This window comes from Micromonospora sp. WMMD882, from assembly GCF_027497255.1.
Taxonomy (GTDB): domain Bacteria; phylum Actinomycetota; class Actinomycetes; order Mycobacteriales; family Micromonosporaceae; genus Micromonospora.
Window position 1 is genome coordinate 3,430,905 of the sequence record NZ_CP114903.1, and the last position, 17,975, is coordinate 3,448,879.

At 74.7% G+C, this 17,975-nt stretch carries 20 protein-coding genes and 1 pseudogene; 3 read left to right on the plus strand and 18 right to left on the minus strand.

What is annotated here, in order from left to right:
- Positions 1-84: 84 nt before the first annotated feature.
- From O7606_RS14145 to O7606_RS14190, 10 genes are all read right to left on the minus strand, one after another.
- A complete protein-coding gene (locus O7606_RS14145; protein WP_281594491.1) occupies positions 85-678 on the minus strand; it encodes a hypothetical protein in 594 nt (197 codons plus the stop codon).
- Positions 675-2,051 (minus strand): DUF58 domain-containing protein, encoded by a 1,377-nt coding sequence (locus tag O7606_RS14150; protein ID WP_281594492.1) that lies wholly within the window; start codon positions 2,049-2,051, stop codon positions 675-677. Before O7606_RS14150 ends, O7606_RS14145 begins: the two co-directional genes overlap by 4 nt.
- A complete protein-coding gene (locus tag O7606_RS14155) occupies positions 2,048-3,055 on the minus strand; it encodes a MoxR family ATPase (protein ID WP_281594493.1) in 1,008 nt (335 codons plus the stop codon). Before O7606_RS14155 ends, O7606_RS14150 begins: the two co-directional genes overlap by 4 nt.
- Positions 3,055-3,603 carry a hypothetical protein gene (locus tag O7606_RS14160; protein WP_281599664.1) on the minus strand — a complete coding sequence of 183 codons (549 nt, stop codon included), beginning with the start codon at positions 3,601-3,603 and terminating at the stop codon, positions 3,055-3,057. Before O7606_RS14160 ends, O7606_RS14155 begins: the two co-directional genes overlap by 1 nt.
- A gap of 38 nt (positions 3,604-3,641) precedes the next feature.
- The gene (locus O7606_RS14165) at positions 3,642-4,379 is read right to left on the minus strand and encodes a DUF4129 domain-containing protein (protein WP_281594494.1); all 738 of its coding nucleotides are present in this window, start codon (positions 4,377-4,379) and stop codon (positions 3,642-3,644) included.
- 18 nt (positions 4,380-4,397) lie between these two features.
- Complete coding sequence (locus O7606_RS14170) at positions 4,398-5,111, minus strand: uracil-DNA glycosylase (protein WP_281599665.1); 714 nt, start codon at positions 5,109-5,111, stop codon at positions 4,398-4,400.
- An 86-nt stretch (positions 5,112-5,197) separates the two neighbouring features.
- Entirely contained in the window at positions 5,198-5,884 is a 687-nt protein-coding gene (locus O7606_RS14175; protein ID WP_281594495.1) for a dienelactone hydrolase family protein, read from the minus strand.
- Positions 5,885-6,054: 170 nt separating this feature from the next.
- Positions 6,055-6,672: a hypothetical protein gene (locus O7606_RS14180; protein WP_281594496.1), complete on the minus strand. Its 618-nt coding sequence runs from the start codon at positions 6,670-6,672 to the stop codon at positions 6,055-6,057.
- Positions 6,673-6,771: 99 nt separating this feature from the next.
- Positions 6,772-7,752 (minus strand): hypothetical protein, encoded by a 981-nt coding sequence (locus O7606_RS14185; RefSeq protein WP_281594497.1) that lies wholly within the window; start codon positions 7,750-7,752, stop codon positions 6,772-6,774.
- Positions 7,749-8,081 (minus strand): PadR family transcriptional regulator, encoded by a 333-nt coding sequence (locus tag O7606_RS14190; RefSeq protein ID WP_281594498.1) that lies wholly within the window; start codon positions 8,079-8,081, stop codon positions 7,749-7,751. Before O7606_RS14190 ends, O7606_RS14185 begins: the two co-directional genes overlap by 4 nt.
- Positions 8,082-8,289: 208 nt before the next feature.
- Between O7606_RS14190 and O7606_RS14195 the strand changes: the two genes are divergently transcribed.
- Entirely contained in the window at positions 8,290-9,099 is an 810-nt protein-coding gene (locus O7606_RS14195; RefSeq protein ID WP_281594499.1) for a helix-turn-helix transcriptional regulator, read from the plus strand.
- Entirely contained in the window at positions 9,090-9,296 is a 207-nt protein-coding gene (locus O7606_RS14200; RefSeq protein ID WP_281594500.1) for a DUF397 domain-containing protein, read from the plus strand. Before O7606_RS14195 ends, O7606_RS14200 begins: the two co-directional genes overlap by 10 nt.
- Positions 9,297-9,397: 101 nt before the next feature.
- On the opposite strand, the gene O7606_RS14205 is transcribed toward O7606_RS14200, so the two are convergent.
- From O7606_RS14205 to eno, 5 genes and pseudogenes are all read right to left on the minus strand, one after another.
- Complete coding sequence (locus O7606_RS14205) at positions 9,398-10,339, minus strand: Ppx/GppA phosphatase family protein (RefSeq protein WP_281599667.1); 942 nt, start codon at positions 10,337-10,339, stop codon at positions 9,398-9,400.
- A 64-nt stretch (positions 10,340-10,403) separates the two neighbouring features.
- Entirely contained in the window at positions 10,404-10,916 is a 513-nt protein-coding gene (locus O7606_RS14210; RefSeq protein ID WP_281594501.1) for an amino-acid N-acetyltransferase, read from the minus strand.
- Positions 10,917-11,014: 98 nt separating this feature from the next.
- Positions 11,015-11,569 (minus strand): annotated as a pseudogene (locus O7606_RS14215) (DUF501 domain-containing protein); the annotation flags it as partial.
- A gap of 32 nt (positions 11,570-11,601) precedes the next feature.
- Positions 11,602-12,246 (minus strand): septum formation initiator family protein, encoded by a 645-nt coding sequence (locus O7606_RS14220; RefSeq protein WP_281594502.1) that lies wholly within the window; start codon positions 12,244-12,246, stop codon positions 11,602-11,604.
- 32 nt (positions 12,247-12,278) lie between these two features.
- Positions 12,279-13,562: a phosphopyruvate hydratase gene (gene eno / locus O7606_RS14225; RefSeq protein WP_281594503.1), complete on the minus strand. Its 1,284-nt coding sequence runs from the start codon at positions 13,560-13,562 to the stop codon at positions 12,279-12,281.
- A 218-nt stretch (positions 13,563-13,780) separates the two neighbouring features.
- On the opposite strand from eno, the gene O7606_RS14230 reads away from it, so the two are divergent.
- Positions 13,781-14,470: a hypothetical protein gene (locus tag O7606_RS14230; protein WP_281594504.1), complete on the plus strand. Its 690-nt coding sequence runs from the start codon at positions 13,781-13,783 to the stop codon at positions 14,468-14,470.
- 15 nt (positions 14,471-14,485) lie between these two features.
- Here O7606_RS14230 and O7606_RS14235 read toward each other — a convergent pair whose 3' ends face one another.
- From O7606_RS14235 to O7606_RS14245, 3 genes are all read right to left on the minus strand, one after another.
- Positions 14,486-16,099 carry a DUF885 domain-containing protein gene (locus O7606_RS14235; protein ID WP_281594505.1) on the minus strand — a complete coding sequence of 538 codons (1,614 nt, stop codon included), beginning with the start codon at positions 16,097-16,099 and terminating at the stop codon, positions 14,486-14,488.
- A gap of 107 nt (positions 16,100-16,206) precedes the next feature.
- A complete protein-coding gene (locus O7606_RS14240) occupies positions 16,207-17,190 on the minus strand; it encodes a nucleoside triphosphate pyrophosphohydrolase (RefSeq protein WP_281594506.1) in 984 nt (327 codons plus the stop codon).
- A gap of 43 nt (positions 17,191-17,233) precedes the next feature.
- On the minus strand, positions 17,234-17,965 hold the full coding sequence (locus O7606_RS14245) for a hypothetical protein (RefSeq protein ID WP_281594507.1): 732 nt from the start codon (positions 17,963-17,965) through the stop codon (positions 17,234-17,236).
- Positions 17,966-17,975 lie beyond the last annotated feature (10 nt).

Here is a 17,975-nt window from a genome sequence, read left to right on the forward strand (position 1 = left end):
GGGGGGTCCGGCTAATCCCGCGCGCGGCCCTTCTCTGTGACGGAGCACCCCCTGTGACCTGCATGACCATCGCCGCCGGCGGTGTCACCGGCGGCGCAGCAGCCACCCCAGCAACGCGGTCACCACGACCGCCACGACCAGCCCGCCGACGGTCGCCAGCAGCGTTCCCCCGCCGTCGCCGACGCCGGCCACCGTCAGCAGCAGCACCCCGAGCGCCGACGTGGCGACCACCACGGCCGCCGCCCGGGCCAGCCAGCCGACGACCAGCGTGGGGTCGACCACCGCGTCGTACGGCAGCAGCGCGGCCAGCGCGCACAGCGTGTGCCCCAGGTAGAGCAGCGCGGCCAGCAGCAGCAGCCGCCAGAGGGCGATCGACTGGCCCTGCCCGAACGTGGAGTACAGCCAGCCGCCGACGGTCACCAGGGCGGCAAAGGTCGGCCAGTACCGCCCGGGCGCGAGCGCCGGCAGCAGCGCCGTGACCAGCAGTCCCAGTAGCGGCTGGCCGGTCCACACCGCCGCCGGGTAGGCCACCGCGAGACCGGTCAGCACGGTCAGCAGGACCGCCACCCGCACCAGCAGCGGAAGCAGGGTGGCCCGACGCGCCGCCTGCCGGGCCGCGCGGATCCGTTGCCCGACGGCCCGCGCCGGCCCCCGTCGGGCGGCGGGAACCCCGGTCACCGGGCGCCCGCCCGGGGCGCGGTGGCGAGCCGGGCGACGTCCCGGAGCACCTGGTCGAGGCTGCCCGCGCCGGCCCAGCGCACCACCGGCACGCCGTGCTCACGTAGCTGCTCGACCATCACGTCCCGGTCCAGCCGCCAGAGCCGGAACGCCACCTCGGCCCAGCCCCGCCCGGTCGGCGGCGGCAGGTCCGCCGGCAGGGTGTCCACCGCCACCACGAACCGGCCGGACCGGGCCAACTGGGCGAGCATCTGCGCCGAGCGTTCCTCCAGCAGCGGGGTCAGCACCACGACCAGCGCGTCCGAGGAGAGCAGTTGCGGCCCGAAGACCTGGTCGTCGTCGCCGTCCGGCCAGGATGCGGCCCGGACGTCGAGCAGCCACTCCAGCACGGTGAGGTACTGCCGGCGGCCGGTGGCCGGGCGGAGCCGGCGGGCGGTGGGGCCGAACTCCAGCATCGCCACCCGGTCGCCCCGGTGCAGGTAGTGCTCGCCGATCGCGGCGGCGGCCCGGACGGTGGTGTCCAGCACCGAGGCGGCGCCGTGCACCCCGCCGGAGCGGCCCGCCTCGGCGAGCACGTCGAGCAGCAGCACCACCTCGGCGTCCCGGTCGGAGAGGGTCGCGGCGACGTGGAGTTGCCGGGCCCGCAGCGAGACCCGCCAGTCGATCCGGCGCAGCCGGTCACCGGGGGTGAAGACCCGTACCCCGGCCAGCTCGCCGCCCTCGCCCGGCCGCCGGGAGTGGTGCGCGCCGACCAGGCCGGCCGCCCGGGGCATCGCCTCCACCGCCTCGAACGGCTCGGTCCTCGGGTACACGGTGACCCGGGCCGGCTCGGCGATCACCACCCGGGAGACCAGCAGCCCGTCGGCGGTGGCGGCCCGCGCGCCGGCCGGGCCGATCGGGTGCCGTCCCCAGCGCAGCGCCGTCCCGGCCAGGGTCAGGTCGACGGCGGAGTCGGGTGGCACGGTGGTGGCGAACGGTCGGTCGGCCGGGCCGTCGCGCAGCTCCTGGCCGGCGAACCCGGACCGCTCCACGCGCAGCCACGGCGACACCCGGCTCCGCAGCACCACCAGGTCGTAGCCGACCTGGTCCGGGTTGCCGACGGTGACCGTGGCGGCCAACTCGCCGCCCTCGACCAGGTGCCCCTCGGCGACGCCCGGCCACACGTCGGGGGCGGCTGACGGCCGGCGGCGCAGCGCGAACGCGGCGCCCAGCGCGAACGGGGCGGCCAGCACCACCAGGTCGACCCGGCCGAGCACCACCCCGGCCACCAGGAGCAGGCCGGTGAGCAGCGCCGCCCGGCCGAGCGCCCGGGTGGGCACCCAGGCCGACGGGGCGTCCGGGTTCTCCGACGTCACGGTGGGCGTACCGGTCACCGTCCGGCCTGACCGCCGGCGTAGCTGGGCAGCGCGCCGCTGGCCGGGGCCGGGGTCGCGTCGAGGACCTCACCGACCACGAAGGACGGGTCGACCCGGCGCAGCCACATCTCCGGCCGCAGCGTGATCCGGTGCGCCAGGGCGGGCACCGCCACCTCCTTGACGTCCTCCGGCACCACGTAGTCCCGACCGGCGAGGACGGCCCGCGCGCGGGCCAGCAGCAGCAGCGCCAGCGAGCCGCGTGGCGAGGCGCCGACCAGCACCGACGGGTGTTCCCGGGTGGCCGCGGCCAGCTCGACGATGTAGCGGCCGACGGAGTCCTCGACCACCACGTCCTCCAGGGCGGCCTGCATGCCGCGCAGGGTGGCCGCGTCGACGACCGGCTTGAGCTCGGTCTCCTCGCGGCGGCGCGACATCCGCCGGCGTAGCACCTCCCACTCCTCCTCGCGGTCCGGGTAGCCGAACGAGACCCGCAGCAGGAACCGGTCGAGCTGCGCCTCGGGCAGCGGGTAGGTGCCCTCGTACTCGATGGGGTTGGCGGTCGCCAGCACGTGGAACGGCTCGTCCAGCCGGTAGGTGACGCCCTCGACGGAGACCTGCTTCTCCTGCATCGCCTCCAGCAGCGCGGACTGCGTCTTCGGCGGGGTCCGGTTGATCTCGTCGGCGAGGAGCAGGTTGGTGAAGACCGGGCCGGCGCGGAAGCTGAACTCGCCGCCGCGCTGGTCGTAGAGGAACGAGCCGGTGACGTCGGCGGGCAGCAGGTCGGGAGTGAACTGCAACCGGCGGAAGTCCAGCCCGAGAGCCTGGGCGAACGACCGGGCGGTGAGCGTCTTGCCCAGGCCGGGCAGGTCCTCCAGCAGCACGTGGCCGCCGGCCAGGATGCCGGCGAGGACCAGCTCCAGCGCGTCGCGTTTGCCGACCACGACCGAGCCGACGGTGTCCAGCACCGCGCGGGCCAGGTGACCGACCTCGGCCGGCTTGACGATCCGGTCCACGTCGTTCATCAGATCTTCTCCAGTTCGGCGACGATCGCCGCGAGGTCGCGCGACGACGGGGGGCGACGGCCGGGGGCTTCGAGGAACGTCCAGAGTCGTTCGCCCAGCAGGGCGCGGGCCCGGACCGGATCCGCCTCGCGGGTCACGCCGTGGCGTTGGCGTAGTCGTTCGTCGGCCAGCTCGGTGATCCGGGGCAGCACGACCCGGGTGAACCGCTCCGGCTCACTGGTGGCCCAGCCCAGCGGCAGCTCCCACCGCTTGACCGCGGCCCCCAGCGCGTCCCGGGTCAGGGTCGGCTCGACCTTCCGGAAGACCCGGGCGTGCCGGCGAGACGACGGGGGCGGGGCGAGGCGGGCGGTCACCTCCCGCACGCCGAGCAGCGCCAGCACCCCGGCCACCAGCACCGGCAGCGAGACGGTGAAACCGACCGCCCGCAGGCCGGCGACCAGCACCGCGGTGGCCGCGCCGGTGACCAGCAGGGTACGCAGCAGCCAACGCGCCCGCCCGCCCCGGCGTTTCCCGGGCGGGGCCGGGGCCTCCTCCTCGAACCGGAGCAGGTCGTCGATGCTGGCGCTGCCCCGGGGGGCCGGGGCGGTCACGCCGGCGCCTCGACGCCGAAGACGGTCAGCTCGGCGCGGATCCGCCGTAGCGCCGACCGGGCCTGGTCGCGGGTCCGCTCGTCGACGACCGTGTGGGTGGCGTACCGGGCCTGCCGGTAGACGTGGGCGAACTCGGCCAGCACGTCGGCGCTGACGATCGCCGGCACCCCGCTGTCGTCGTCGCCGCGCAGCAACCGGGTGACCAGGTCGGTGGGGGTGTCCCCGGCCCGCCGGGGCACGCCGGCCGTGGCGGCGGCCTCCTCCAACCGGACCCAGCACGCGATCACCACGGTGCGCGGGTCGGTGGACCGGTCGTCCAGCTCGATCAGGCCGGCGTCGAGCGCGGCGACCACGTCCCGGGCGGCGCCCTCGGCGGACGGGCGACGCGCCCGCGCCGGCAGTTTGCGGCTGCTGCGGCGGAACGCCCCGCGCAGCACGGTCCACAGCGCGTACCCGAAGGCGAGCAGCGCGGCCAGCCCGAGCAGGCCGGCGGCGGCGGTCGCGACCCAGCCGGGGACGCGGGCCTCGGTGTCACGGGCCGCCTCCCGCGGCTCGACCGGGTACGACGGGGAGGGCTGCGTCGACGGGTACTCGGGAATGAACGGGACGTTCTCGGCGGCCGGCGGGATGCGGGTCGCGCCGAGCGCGGAGTGCGCGGCGGCGACCGACGCCCCGGCGAGCAGGACGGCGACCGCCAGCACGGGCCACCACCTGCGCAGCACGCTGAAGTCCATCGTCACCGCCCCGCGCAGTCAGTCCACCCCGGCCACCTGTTTCGCCCGGGCGAACACCTCGTCCAACATCCCGGGGGTCAGCCGCCCGGTGAAGGTGTTCTGCTGGCTCACGTGGTAGCACCCCAGCAGATCCGGTACGCCCGTGCCGGACCAGTGTGCCCCATGGCCGAACGACGGTCGCGGGCTGGGCGGGCGGACACCGTACGCGGACCGCATGGCCGGCCACCACGCGGCCCAGGCGAACGCCCCGAGCGCGACCACGACGCGCAGGGTGGGCCGGATCGCCGCCAGTTCCCGGCGCAGCCAGGGCGCGCAGGTGTCCCGTTCCGCGGGGGTGGGTTTGTTGTCCGGCGGCGCGCAGCGCACGGCGGCGAAGATCCGGGTGTCCCGCAGTCGCAGCCCGTCGTCGCGGGCGACGCTCGTCGGCTGGTTGGCCAACCCGGCCCGGTGCAGCGCGGCGAAGAGGACGTCGCCGGAGCGGTCCCCGGTGAAGATGCGTCCGGTGCGGTTGCCGCCGTGCGCGGCGGGGGCGAGCCCGAGGATGGCGATGCGCGCGTCGGCGGCCCCGAGGCCGGGCACCGGTCGACCCCAGTACTCCTGGTCACGGAACGCCGCCCGCCTGACCCGGGCGACCTCCTCCCGCCAGGCGACCAGGCGCGGGCAGGCGAAACAGTCGCTTATCGCGCCGTCGAGGTCGGCCAGGTCGGTCGCCCGCGCCGCGCGGGCGACCACCTCGTCAGCGGTACGGGCAGAGTGCAAGGAAGGACACCTTCCTGACGCCTGGTGTAGAGGAAGGGGCCCTTCCTGGTACGGAGGGCTCAGCTCAGCCGAGCCCGGAAGAGCTCCAGGGTACGGGCCCAGGCGCTGGCGGCGGCCCGCTGGTCGTACACGTCCGGGCGGTCGTCGTCGAAGAACGAGTGCGCGGTGCCCGGGTAGTCGTGGACCACGCAGGCCCCGCCGGCCGCCTCGATCGCCCGCCGCGCGGTCTGCACGCCGTCGGCGGTGGAGGCGCCGTCCGCCTCGGCGCAGTGGATGACCGCGGCCTTGCCGGCGTAGTCGCCCCACTCGGGGCGCATCTTCTCCCACGGCAGCATCGGGTAGAAGCCGGCGGTGACGACGATCCGGTCGGAGATGGTGGCCGACCAGAGCGCCAGGCTGCCGCCGGCACAGAACCCGACACAGCCGATCCGGCCGGTGACCTCGGTCCGCTCGGCGAGATGGTCGGCGGCGGCGGCGATCTCGGCCGCCGCGTCGTCCATCCGCAGCGCCAGCATCAGCCGCTTCGCCTCCTCGGCGTCCGCGGTGGCCGCCCCGTGGTAGAGGTCCGGGGCGAGCGCGACGAAGCCGGCCTCGGCGAACCGGTCCGCGACGGTGGTGATGTGCGGGACGAGCCCCCAGCGTTCCTGGATGACGATGACCGCCGGGCTCGCCGCGCCGTCCGGAGGTATCGCGAGGTATCCCTTGCTCGTGGCACCGTCACGCCGGTAGCTCACCATCTCGCCCATCGGCTCCTCCTGGCGGTCAGTCGTCGTTGGCTGGTCGCGCTGTTACGTGCCGGTAGCGTGCCACGCCCACCCGGCGCGCGGAAGATGCGCGAAGAGTGGCATTCACCTCCTGTTCACGGCGGTTCGCCGGGTGGCCGGGACGGCCCGGCCACCCGCCCGGACGGGCCGGGTCAGCTCCGCGGGACCAGGCAGAGCAGGTAGCCGGACCCGTCGTCGGGCAGGCTGCTGTAGGTGTAGTAGGTGCCGCCGGCGGCGACGAAGGGCTCGCACCGACGGTCGTCGCCCACCTGCTCGCGGGTCAGCCCGTCCACCCGCCCCACCACGTCGTACGCGGCCTCGGCGGAGGAACAGGCGACGACCTGCGCCCGGGCGGCCCGCCGCCCGCCGCTCTCGGCCACCTCGGGGAGGGCGCCCAGGCAGTCCCCGGCCCGGGCGTCGGCGGTGGGGTCGACCGCGAGCAGCCGGCCCGCCACGTCGTACCGGAGGCCGACCAGCACGAGCGCCCCGACCAGCGCGGCGACCACCCCGAGCACGGTCAGCACCCGCAACCACGGCGACCACCCCCCGGGCGTCGCCTCGTCCGCCGCGCCCTCGCCGCCACCCGCCGGATCGGCGGGAGCCGCATCGCCCGGGGCCGGGTCGGCCGGGGCCGGGTCGGCCGGGGCCGGGTCGGCCGGGTCGGTCGGGGCCGGGTCGGCCGGGTCGGGGCGGGAAGGACGAGCGTCGGACGGATCCGCCGTGGTGGGCTCGTCGTCGGTCGACGCGGGGGGTGTTACCTGCTCGTTCACGAATGTCCTTCCGGGGTCTCGACACCGGAAACCGTAGTGACGGGCTACCGTTCCCGCTGTCCCCCGGGGCGTGACCTCCGTCCCGTGTGGAACCGCCGATCAGCGCGTCGGCGGCGGCTCCCCGGGTCCGGGCGCCGACGACGGGGCGACCGGCGCGCCGGGGGCCGGCACGGTGGCGGTCGGGGTCGGCGCGGGCCCGGCGTTCTCCGCCGGGGGCGACGGGCGGACCTGGAAGGGCGCCCGCTGCGGGCAGTACGGGTAGGTCCGCCGCATCGGGTCGTCGCTCGTCGGGGCGGGCTCGAACTCGCCGCAGGACTCCGACCAGCCGAGCCGGATCGGCGTGCCGTTCTGGTCGAAGAGCCGGACGCCCTCCAGCAGCCGCCCCTCGCTGTCGTAGACGAAGACGTCCTGGATGTGCGAGTACTGGTCGTCGACCGAGACGGCGTCGTAGCCGTACCCGCCCCAGCGGGCCCGGCTGTCCACGGCGGCCAGCCCGACCAGCCCGAAGAGGACGAGCACCAGGGAGCCGGTGAGCACCGCCCGGCGCGGCCATTTTCCGAACCGGTCGCCGTTGCGTCCGAGCCACAGCGAGGCGAGCACACAACCGGCCAGCAGCACCAGCCCGGCCAGCCGGCTGAAGCCGAGGCTGGGCAGCACGCCGACGTCGCCGCCGGCGCTGATCGCGGTGATCAGCATCGCGGCCAGGTAGCCCCGGAGCAGCCACCAGGCCGGACGGAGCAGACGCAGGTACGCCGAGGCGGTCGGGTAGCCCAGGGCCGGCCCGACCCGGCCGTCGAGCGTACGCAGCCGGGTGCGCAGCCCGAGCATGGCTCCGGCGACCCGCTGGTCGAGGTTGGGGCCGGTGACGACCGGGGCCCCGGCCGCGGCGCGCAGCTCCGCCGCGTACGCCTCGGGCTCGCCGAGCCGCTCCACCAGGGTCCCGTCACCTTCGGCGGCCACCTCGGCGATGTGCTCCGGCAGGTCCTCGGTCAGCTCCTCGCGTACCGTCGGGGGCAGGTCGGCCAACGCGGCCCGGACCCGCTCGACGTACGCGGTGATCTCCTGCTCCATGACGGTCATGCCGCCGTCCCCCGATCGTCGAGCAGTGTGTCCATTGTGGTGGCGAACGAACGCCAGAGCTTGCCCGAGCGGGTCAGCTGGTCCCGGCCGGCGGCGTTGAGCGAGTAGTACTTCCGGTGCGGCCCGGACTCGCTGGGCACGACGTACGCGGTCAACAGGCCGGCGGCGAAGAGTCGCCGGAGCGTGCCGTAGACCGAGGCGTCCCCGACCTCCTCCAGGCCCGCCGCGCGCAGTCGGCGCAGGATGTCGTAGCCGTAGCCGTCCTCGTCGCGGAGCACGGCGAGGACGGCGAGATCCAGCACGCCCTTGAGGAGCTGGGTCGTATCCACGCGGAGCACACTACTGCGCGATGCACATTAGCGTCAACGCGCACGTGGGGAGTTCGCCTGAAAGCGGGATTCATGCCATTGTGAGGACGGTGTGAGGATCATCAATATTCACTCTCCGCCTACCGAGCGACTACTCTCAGAAGTCGACGGCGATGAGTTGATGAGGGCGGTCACGCGGTGCGGGCGTGGCGCGCAGTGGGGAGATGCGATGGCGAAAACCCGACTGTCAGCACTGGACCTCCTCGCCGGTGAGCTACGCCGCGTCCGCGCGGAACGCGGCCTCAGCCAGGAGGAGCTGGCGAAGCGTATCAACTACTCCAGCTCGCTGGTCGGCATGGTGGAGATCGGTCGACGAACACCCTCGCTGGACTTCGTCCGGCGGGTCGACGAGGTGCTGGAGACCGGTGGCCTGCTCAGCCGGATCCTGCCCCTGGTCAGCCTGGAGACCGCGCCGGCCTGGTTCCGTCCCTGGCTGGAGGTCGAACAGGAGGCCAGCACCCTCTGGTGGTTCGAGATGTCCGTGCTCCCGGGGCTGCTCCAGACCGAGGCGTACGCCCGGGCGGTGCTCAGCAGCGGCGGCCTGGCCACCCGGGACGAGGTGGACCGCCGGGTGGCCGCCCGGCTGCAACGCCAACAGGTCCTCGACCGCCCGCAGCCCCCGCAGCTCGTCGCCGTGGTGGACGAGAGCGTGCTGCACCGGCCGGTCCTCGACCAGTACGACGTGATGCGCGAGCAGCTCGACCACCTGATGGCGATGGCCGCCCGGCCCAACGTGCACCTGCACGTGGTGCCGACCGAGGTGGGCGTGTATCCGGGCATGGCCGGGCCGTTCATCCTCGCCGGCTACCCCGACGGGGGCTGGGTGGCGTACCTGGACAACCCGGTCAGGCCGCAGGTGCTGGACAGCTCCGAGGAGATCTCCGCCCTGCACCGCCGTTGGGAGAGCGTCCGGGCCGAGGCCCTCTCCCGCCGGCAGTCACTCACGCTCATCGAGGAGGTAACCAAGTCATGGAAGTAACCGTGGCTGCCCGCTGGCGCAAGTCGAGCCGCAGTGACAACGGCGGGGCCTCCTGTGTGGAGGTGGCCGACAACCTGCCGGACGTGATACTGGTCCGCGACAGCAAGGACCGCACCGGGCCGATGCTCACCTTCGCCCCCGACGCCTGGGTCGACTTCGTCACCGGCACCCGCACCGGAGTGTTCCAGCCGCACTGAGCGCCCGGCCCACCGCCGGGCCCTCGACGGGCCACGCCCGGCGGCGTGGCCCGGACGGACCGCGCCGACGACGCGGGCCGTCACGACCTGACCGACGACGCTCAGGTCGTGGCGGTCTGCATGCTCCAGGCGATGCCGTCCAGGATGTCGTGCTCGCTGGCGACCACCGACGCCATGCCGGCGCGCTCCATGATCACGCGGAGCACCAACGCGCCCGCCCCGATCACGTCGGCCCTACCGGGGTGCATCACCGGATCGTCGAGCCGCTGCGCCGGGGTCTTCGCCAACAGGTCGGCGGTCACCTCGGCCACCCGCTCGTAGGAGACCCGGGCGTGGTGGATGCGCTTCGGGTCGTACCCGGTCAGGCCCTCGGCGAGGGCGACCACGGTGGTGACCGACCCGGCGAGCCCGACCAGCGAGGCGGCCTCCCGCCCGGACACGACGGACAGCGCCCGGTCCACCGCCTCGACCACGTCCGCCTCGGCGGCGGCGATCTCGGCCGCGGTCGGCGGCTCGCCGCGCAGGTGCCGCTCGGTCATCCGGACGCAACCGACGTCCACCGAGACCGCCGCCCGGACCCCGGCCTCCCGGGCGCCCACCACGAACTCGGTGGAGCCACCGCCGATGTCGACGACCAGGTACGGCGGCTCGGCGTCGGCCGGCAGGCCGCGCACCGCGCCGGTGAACGACAGCCGGGCCTCCTCGTCGCCGGTCACCACCTCCGGCGGCACCCCCAGGGTGCGCTCCACCATCGCCCGGAACTCGGCCGCGTTCGAGGCGTCCCGGCTGGCCGAGGTGGCGCACATCCGCACCCGGGTCGCGCCCAGCCGTTCGATCTCGGCCGCGTACCCCGCCAGCGCCACCCGGGTGCGCTCGATCGCCTCCGGAGCGAGCCGACCGGTCCGGTCCACGTCCTGCCCCAGCCGGACGATCTCCATCCGGCGGGTCACGTCGGTCAGCGGGGCGGTCGGGCCGGCCGAGCCGGCCGGCAGGTCGGCCACCAGCAGCCGGATCGAGTTGGTGCCGCAGTCGATGGCGGCCACGCGCGTCGTCACGGCAGCCACCCTACGGCAGCGCCCGGCCGCCCACCGGCGACGCCCGACGCGCCTACAACCGCAGCAGCATCCGGGTGTTGCCGAGGGTGTTCGGCTTGACCCGCTCCAGGTCGAGGAACTCCGCCACCCCCTCGTCGTACGAGCGCAGCAACTGCTCGTACACCGGCTGCGGCACCGGCGCGCCGTCGATCGCCCGGAAGCCGAACGAGCCGAAGAACCCGGTCTCGAAGGTCAACACGAAGATCCGGGCCACGCCCAGCTCCCGCGCGCCGTCGATCAGCTCCCCGACGATCCGGTGCCCGAGCCGCCGGCCCCGGCACGCCGGGTCCACCGCCACCGTCCGGATCTCGGCCAGGTCCTCCCACATCACGTGCAGCGCGCCGCAGCCCACCACCGCCCCGTCGGCGACCCGTTCGACGACCCGGAACTCCGGCACGTCCTCGTAGAGGGTGACGGTGGCCTTGCTGAGCAGCCGCCGGTCGTCGGTGTACGTGTCGACCAGCCGGCGGATCCCCCGTACGTCGGAGGTGCGCGCCCGCCGGACGACGAAACCGTCCCCGCTCACCCGACGGCGCCCGGGCTGCCGTCCGGGCCCGGCGCCGGCCGCTGGTACGCGCTGCCGTCGGTCGGGCCGTCGGCGGTCGGGCCGTCGGCGGTCGGGCCGTCGGTGGGCGGCACGGTGACGCACGGCCCGGCCGCCCACCAGCGTTCCACCAGGGCGAGGGTCTCGTCACCGAACGGGTTCACGCCCGGCCCCGCGCCGAGCGCGTGCCCGAGGTGCACGTGCAGGCACTTGACCCGGCCCGGCATGCCACCGGCGGAGATGCCGGCGATCTCCGGCACCTCGCCGATCGCCTCCCGGCGGGCCAGGTAGTCCTCGTGGGCGGCCCGGTACCGGGCCGCCAACCCGGGGTCGGCGGCGAGCCGGTCGGCCATCTCCCGCATCAGCCCGGCCGACTCCAGCCGGCTGCACGCCGCCGTGGCCCGGGGGCAGGTCAGATAGAACAGGGTCGGGAACGGGGTGCCGTCGGCCAGCCGGGGCGTGGTCTCCACCACGTCGGGCAGGCCGCACGGGCAGCGGTGGGCCACCGCCCGGGTGCCCCGGGGCGTCCGGCCGAGCTGGGCGGCCACCGCCGCCAGGTCGGCCTCGGTCGCCGGCTCCCGCTTCGGCGGGGGTACGGAGTCCGCCGCCGGGTCCGGCGGGGGTACGACAGTCACAGCGCTGCTCAGCTTTCGTCCGGGAAGGTCGCTCACTTGTCGGGGCGTTCGGCGTTGGCCGCCTCGATGCTCGACCAGAGGGTGTCGTACCACGGGTCGACGCTGCGCGGCCCGGCCGGACGGGTCGGCAGCGCCCCGCCGTCCCCGGCGGACGGCTGCTGGTTGCGCAGCACCACCACCGGGACCTCCCCCGGGTAGACCATGAAGAACCGCTGCCGGGCCTGGGTCTCGATGTACGCCGGATCCTGCCACTTGGCCGCCCGTACGGAGAGCTCCTCGATCAGCTCCCGCTGGGCCGCCTGGGCCGCCTCCATCCGCTCGATGTCGGCCTGCTGGTCGAGGTAGACCCGGACCGGGTAGGTGTAGCCCAGGGCGAGCGCGATCAGCACCGCGAACAGCACGGTGGCCCGCCCGGTGAAGCGTCGGGGACGAGGTGCGGAGAGCCGCTTGACCGCGCCACCGGCGGCGGCGCGCCGGGCCGCGGCGGGCCGGCTCGCGGAGCGTACCCCCTCGGTGGGTCGGCCCCCGCCGGCCGCGCGACCGGCCGCCGTCCGCGACTCGGCGCGGACGCCGCCGTCCCGCCCGGTGGCCCGGACCCGGGCCCCGCCCGGCCGGCCGGGCACCCCCGGCCGGCGGGCGGGCCGCTGCCCGCTCGGTGTGCGGCGCGGCTGCGGCATCGTCACACCCCTCCCCGACGCTGCTGCGCCCGTCAGGCGGAACGGTAACGCGGGAACGCGCCCGCGCCGGCGTACCGCGCCGCGTCGGCCAGCTCCTCCTCGATGCGCAGGAGCTGGTTGTACTTGGCCACCCGGTCGGACCGGGCCGGCGCGCCGGTCTTGATCTGGCCGCAGCCGGTGGCCACCGCCAGGTCGGCGATCGTGGTGTCCTCGGTCTCACCGGAACGGTGGCTCATCATGCACCGGAAGCCGGCCCGGTGCGCCAGGTCGACCGCGTCCAGCGTCTCGGTCAGCGAGCCGATCTGGTTGACCTTCACCAGGACGGCGTTCGCGGCCCGCTCGGCGATGCCCCGGGCGATGCGCTGCGGGTTCGTGACGAACAGGTCGTCGCCGACGATCTGCACCCGGTCGCCGATCGCGGCGGTCAGCGTGCTCCAGCCGGCCCAGTCGTCCTCGGCCAGCGGGTCCTCGATCGACACGATCGGGTACTCGTCGGCGAGCTTGGTGTAGTAGGCGCTCATCTCCTCCGCGCTCTTCGGCGCGCCCTCGAACGTGTAGGCGCCGTTGTCGAAGAACTCGGTGGCGGCCACGTCCAGGGCGAAGACGATGTCGGTGCCCAGCCGGTAGCCGGCCTTGCCGACCGCCTCGGCGATCAGGTCCAGCGCGGCGGCGTTGGTCGGCAGGTTCGGCGCGAACCCGCCCTCGTCGCCGAGGCCGGTGGAGAGGCCCTGCTTCTTCAGCACCGACTTGAGCGCGTGGTAGACCTCCGCGCCGGAACGCACCGCCTCGCGGAAGCTCGGCGCGCCGATCGGGGCGATCATGAACTCCTGGATGTCGACGTTGGAGTCGGCGTGCGCCCCACCGTTGAGGATGTTCATCATCGGCACCGGCAGCAGGTGCGCGTTCGGGCCGCCCAGGTAGCGGAAGAGGCTCAGCTCGGCGCTGCCGGCCGCCGCCTTCGCCACCGCCAGCGACACCCCCAGGATGGCGTTCGCGCCCAGCTCGGACTTGCTGTCCGTGCCGTCGATGTCGAGCATCTTCTGGTCGATCAGCCGCTGCTCGCTGGCCTCGTACCCGACGAGCTGGTCGACGATCCGGTCCTCGATGTTGGCGACCGCCTTCTCGACGCCCTTGCCCAGGTAACGGTCGGAGTCACCGTCGCGCAGCTCGATCGCCTCGAAGGCGCCGGTGGAGGCGCCGGAGGGTACCGCGGCGCGGGCCACCGTGCCGTCGTCCAGCCCGACCTCGACCTCGACCGTGGGGTTGCCCCGCGAGTCGAGAATCTCCCGGGCGACGATTCCCTCGATGGTTGCCACTGAGTCGCTCCTCGTGTTCGTGTTCCAGTGTCCGGTCGACAGGGCCGCGACGGTGCGGCTGAGGCAGATGATGAAACGCAGCGTATCGGGCCACGCTCGAACGCACGGCGTCGCCCGGGCCACCACCGGGGGTGATCGGGGCGGACATTCCCGGATTCTGGTCCCTCAACCGGCAACCGGTTTGCGATGGGTGGACCCGATCGGCAAGGCTGAGCGTCATGTCCGCCGCCTCGACTGTCCTTCGCGTGCTCGCCGCCTCGCTCGTCGCGTCGCTCACCGTCACCGGTTGTCAGGCCCTGGAGGAGACCGGGCGAGTGATCGGCCGGGGTGACCTCGTCAACGACCTCGCCGCCCGGCTGGACGGCGCGCACGAGCTGACCTACTCCGCCGACTACCAGCTCTCCGGTGACCGGTCGGTGTCGATCGCCCAGTCCCGGGACCCGGTCCGCACCGCCTACACGTACCCGGGTGGCAAGATCAGCGTGACCGCCGAGGCGGCCACCACCTGCCGGACCACCGGCCGACCGGTGTGCACCCTGACCCTGCCGCCCACCCCGGCCAACCGGCCCTCGGTGGCGGTGTTCAGCGAGGCCGAGAAGCAGGGCATGATCACCCCACCGGCGGTGATGGGCCTGCTCACCGCCGCCGCGCTCGACCCGGACGCGGTGATCGAGGAGACCGACACCTCGCTCGCCGGTCACCCGGCCACCTGTGTCGACGTCCGGTCCGCCGAGGTGACCCCGTTCACCGCCTGCGTCACCGTCGAGGGAGTGCTCGGCAGCTTCACCGGCCAGGTCGACGGCGAGCCGACCGAGCTGGCGCTGCGCGCCATCCGCCAGTCCGTGGACGAGGCCGCCTTCGACCTGCCGCCCGGCGCCGGCGTCGACGACCGCCGCCCGGCCCGCTAGCCGGCGCCGGCGGGCTCACACCCCGAGCAGGGCGCGCAGGTGCCGGGGCGGCGGGCAGTGGTGGGCGAGCATCGCGTCGTGCCACCGGCGGGGCGGGACGTCGTCCGGTCGGGCGGCGGCGATCTCGGCGATCTCCGCGTACCCGACGAAGTACGTGGAGAGCTGCGTCGAGGTGAGCAGCGCCCGACGCCACTTGCCGGCCGCCTCGCCCTCCTCCTGGAAACCCCGCCCGGTCATCAACGCCATCGCCTCGGCCTCGGGCAGCCCGTCGCAGTGGGTCAACTGGTCCAGCAACGCGTTGATGGTCATCCGGAGCTGCATCTTGAGCTGCTGCAACCGCACCGGCAGGCCACCGAAACCGGCCCCGGCCATCAGCTCCTCCGCGTACACCGCCCAGCCCTCGACGAAGGGGCCGGAGCGGGCGATCGCCCGGACCCGGGTGCCGCCGACGTGCCGACGGGCGTGGGCGAGCTGGAGGAAGTGCCCCGGCATCGCCTCGTGCACCGTCAGGTTACGGATCATGTGGTCGTTGTACTCGCGGTAGAACGACTCCACCCGGCGCGCCGGCCAGTCCGCCGGGGTCGGCGCGATGCAGTAGAACGTCGGCACGTCCGCGGTCTCCAGCGCGCCCGGCGAGTCGCAGTACGCCACCGCCACGCCCCGGGCGAACTCGGGCATCTCCTGGATCACGCACGGGTCGTCGACAAGCGAGACCAGGTCGTGCGCGCGGACGAAGTCGGTCGCCTCGTCGAGGGTGACCGAGGCCAACTCGACGACGGTGTGGTCGTCCGGGTGCTCGGCGGCGAGCAGGCGCAGCGCCCGGCGTACCGTCTCGTCGTCGGCCGGACCGCCGACCAGCTCGACGGCCGCCGCGCGGATCTCGTCGGTCACCCGCTCCAGGTTGGCCCAGGCCCGCCGCCGCACCTCGGCGGCGGGCAGCTCGGTGTCCAGGGTGTGCCAGAGCCGCGCCTCCCAACGGCGTCGCCCGAGCCGGGGGTCGCGCCCCGGCCCGTCGTCGGCGGCGAGCCCGTCCCGCAGCCAGTCGGCGAACCCCTCCAGCGCGACGACCGCCGCGCGGGCCGCCGGCTCCACCCGGCCACGCAGCCCGGGCGCCTCGGCCAGCAGCGCCGGGACCTGCCCACGGACCAGCGCGGCCGTCCCGAGGAACTGCCCCACCGCTGTCTCGGCGTGGATCCGCGGCATGTCCCGCAACGTCGCGCGCGCGGTCGCCAACGCGTCCGGTACGGCGGACAGCCGCCCGGCCAGGTGGGTCAGCCGCACCTCGACCGGGGCGTACGGACGGGCGATCAGGGCGTGCAGCAGCGCGCCCGGGTTGTGGCGCAACGGATCCCACTCGTACGCCCGGATCTCGGTCGACTCGAAGAGCTCCCGGTCGACGAGCGCGCTGAGCATGGCGTGGTCCACCGACTCGTCGACCGACAGGGACTCCGGGTCCACCTCGGCGAGGGCGTGCGCGGCGTCCCGCAGCATCTCCCGGTCGGCGGCCACCGCCCCGGCGGACCAGTCCGGCAGCCGGTCGTCGTACCGGTGGTCGCCGGCCATGGTGGCCAGCCCCGGCCGGCTCTCCAGCAACGCCGCCACGATCCGCTCAGCCCGCTCCACGAACATGCCACCGACCCTAACCCGCCCCACCCACCCACGCGCCCCACCACCGACCACGGTGATCAAGAGATTCCGGTCCGGAATCCCGGCCCGGCAGCGCGAAAAGCTCTTGATCAGCTCTTGGTGGGGGGTGGGGGTTCGGCGGCGCGGATGGTCTGGGCGTGGGCCAGGGTGGCGCGGCGGAGGGCGGCCTCCGGGTCCAGGCCGGCGGCGCGGGCCTCGGCGACCGTCCGCAGCAGCTCCGCGCCGAGACGGGTCTCCGGGTCGGCGTCGTCGCCGGGGACCGCCGGAGGCACGGACAGGCCGATCCGGCCGGCACGTTCCAGGATCTTCGCGGCCAACGACAGGGCCGGCTGGCTCATCGCGATGCCGTCCAGCACCGAGTCGCGGGCCTTCTCGGCCCGTTTGATCCGCTCCCAACTCGCGGTGATCTCCTCCAGGGTGCCCGCCTCGGCCCCGGCGAAGACGTGCGGGTTACGCCGCACCATCTTGTCGACCAGCCCACCGGCCACGTCGTCGACGTTCCACCGCTGACCCTCGGGCAGCTCCTCGGCGAGCCGGGCGTGCAGCACCACCTGGAGCAGCACGTCGCCCAACTCCTCGCGGAGCGCGTCGGTGTCCCCCGCGCTTATCGCGTCGTACGCCTCGTAGCACTCCTCCAGGAGGAAACCGGATAGGCTGCGGTGGGTCTGCGCCCGCTTCCACGGATCACCGCCCGGCGAGGCCAGCCGGTCCATCACCTCGACCGCGTCGAGCAGCCGCGCCCCGGGCGGATCCCATGAGCCGTACATCAGCTCCAGCTCGGCCAGGCCGGGCTCCCGGGCCAGCCGCAACCCCAGCTCGCGGGCGAGCGCCTCGTCACCGGCCGGGCCGGCCAGCCAGACCGCCGTCCCGGCGGCGACCGCGTCCAGCAGCGCCGGAGTCGCCGGGCCGTCGACCACGGTCACCTGGGCGCCCGCCGAGCGCACCGCCGTGACCAGCGCGCCCTCCGCGCCGGCCAGCACCGGGCACCCGCGGACGACGTCCCAGGCGGCGGCGGTCAGCAGCCCGGCCGGCAGCCGCGGCGAGGTGACCAGCAGCACGATCCGCCCGCTCACCGACCGCCCTCCCCGGGGGCGTCCTGCCGTTGGCCGGGCATGCTCAGAGGTCGTCGGTGGTCACCGCGTCGGACCCGGCCTCGCCCAGCGGCACGCTGACCGCCGCCACGTCGCCGGTGAAGCTGAGCACCGGGAAGGCCAGCGGACGGTAACGCGGGTTGACCGTCACGTCGTACCCGTCGATCGCCTCGGCCAGCGCGTTACGGGTGGCCAGGGCGCTGCGCAACTGCTGGCCGTCGAGCTGGGTGGCCGCCTGCTCGACGGTCACCTCCGGCGGGATCGCCCCGGCCCGCTTGCCGGCCGCGACCAGGTCGGCCATCTCCTGCTCGGTCGGCGCGACCGGCTCGCCGGACGGCACCCCGGACAGGCAGGTGTAGAGCTCCGCGACCCGCTGCGGGTACGTGGCGTCCGTCGGGAAGCCGAGCTGCTGGCTGACCTGCTCGACGGGCACCTCGGCCTGCGGGCGGTAGCCCTTCTCGGCGGAGAGCCGCTCGCACACCTCGCCCAGGACCAGGGTGCTGACCACCTGGCCGCGCGGCGGAAGCGTCGGCCCGGCGGGCGCGCCGCCCGGCTGCCCGGGCTGCTCGGCCGGCTGCTCGGGGCTCGGCGCGCCGGTCGCCTCCGTCCGCAGCTCGTCGAGGATGCGCGTGACGGCATCCTCGGTGATCCGCTGGTCACCCACGTAGGCGGCGACCCCGGGCTCGGAACGGCAACCGGCGAGGGCGACGAGGCCGACCGCCACACTGGCGACGGCGACAAGACGGCGAGCACGCATGCCCATCACT